1 pseudogene is annotated in these 1952 nt (G+C 41.3%); it reads right to left on the bottom strand.

The features are described from left to right. Positions 1–1952, bottom strand: a pseudogene (locus tag BBROOKSOX_RS10425) (hypothetical protein); the annotation flags it as partial.

Raw genomic sequence — 1952 nt, 5'->3', positions numbered from 1 at the left:
TCCATACCTATATTAAGGGATTTAAGATTAAACTCAGTCTTATTTGCACCTGACCCATTGCTTTTACCAATCACCACTTTGGCATTCGTCCAAGTATCCCAACGCTCAACCTTACGGCTGGAGGTGGGGATAACATTGCTCAGCCCGTTGGCACTGAGCACACGATTGATAAGGCTGTTGGTTTGGCTATCGGCAAAACTGACCTGAATGCCATTCACAAAACCATTGGCACTAAAACTGCTTTCTTGCTTGTTTTTATGACGAATATACGATAGGCGCCCCATCAATGTTCTTCCGACTTTAGAGAGTAAGAGTTTACTGGCAGATTTGCTTTCTTTACGCACGGCTTGGGCAGTCACTTTGGCATTATCGGATTTCGCTGAACCCCCTGTGGTTGGATCCTCTATGGTTGGATCCTCTATGGTTGGATCCTCTATGGTTACAGTAAGGGTTTTTTCAACTACCTCATTGCCCCTAGTGGCTCTGATCTTAACATGATAGTTATTATCACCGCCGTCTTTAAAGTCGGTGGCTTCAAAGGTAAGTGCAGTGCCACTCAGAGTGAATTTATCCTTATCTGTGTCGTTGACAATAGAAAAACTTACCCCCTTTCCTTTGTTGGACTTAAGCGTAATCACCTTTTCTGTTTTTTCAGGCACAGAAACATCGGGCGTGGTAATCATAAACGGGACTATTTTTTTTGCATCTACAACTTTGATAGTAAAGTCTTTATTAGTACTCTGATTGACATGATTACTAGCAGTAACGGTGAAGTCTATATTACCAATAGTAGTAATGTTCCGCTTGGTTTTGAGTTCATTACCGTTGACGATTTCAAAATCAGCGCTGTCGGTGGTAAAAGTAAGGGCATTAGTAGTAGTATCAGTATCTGGATCGGTAGCACTGAGAGTACCAATCACAAATCCGACACCCTTGTCATTGTCAAGAGTAACAAAACCATTGATATCGGTGGCGGCATCGTTGATCTGGATATTGGTCGGAGCTTCATCGTCTAGGTCGGTAACCGTAACAGTGATGGTTTTGGTGGTGGTTTCGCCTGTGCCCGTTTTACGAGCAGTAACCTCCACCGAGTAGGTGTGATCTTCTCTGGCTTCAAAGTCAGTGTAGTTAAAGAAAAGATGTCTGTTATTGATGATACCAATTTCAAATTGATCCGCATTAGTAATAGAAAAAATTACATCATCTTTATTAAAATCTTGGTTGGTAGTAAGCTTAATCAATATGGTGCGGTTTTCAGGCGTAGAAACATCAGCCGTGGTAATACGAAGTATCCTATTATGTACGGTTACAGTGAGGGTTTTTACATCCGTCTCGAAGTCGTTCCACCAGCTGTTCTTCCAAGTGGCTTTGATATTAACACGATAAGTGTTATCACTTCCGTCTTTAAATTCTGTGGCTTTGAAGGTTAATTCACTGCCGTTTAAAGTAAACTTATTGACATCTGCACCACCCACAATAGCAAAACCTGTTAACTGGAAGAAAATATTTTTTATCGGGGTAGCGGTAAGCCCAATCACCTTGTTTGTTTTTTCAAGCGTATCAACATTAGCCGCCGTGGTAATATGAAATCCCCCATCATTAAGGTTAGTCTTGGTTACGGTTACAGTGATGGTTTTTTCAGTCGTCTCGATTATTTGAGACCAATCCTTGAGATTCAGGGTGGCTTTGATATTAACACGATAAGTGGCATCACTTCGGGCTTCAAAAGCCGTGGCTATGAAAGTTAATTGATTACCTGCTAAAGTAAACTTATTGGCATCTGCACCACCCAAAATAGCAAAAGTTCTCTTATATTTTGAGGGTTCGGTATTGCCTTTGTTAAGGGTAAGCTCAATCGTCTTGTCTGTGTTTTCAGGCGTAGAAACATCAGCCGTGGTAATACGAAGTTTCTCTGCAAATGTCTGGAACGATGATAACAACAGTATGTGTAT

This window comes from bacterium endosymbiont of Bathymodiolus sp. 5 South, assembly GCF_900128535.1.
In the GTDB taxonomy this organism is placed as follows: Bacteria; Pseudomonadota; Gammaproteobacteria; order PS1; family Pseudothioglobaceae; genus Thiodubiliella.
Note: the sequence above shows the minus strand (reverse complement) of the source record. Positions and strands in the feature narration are given on the sequence as shown.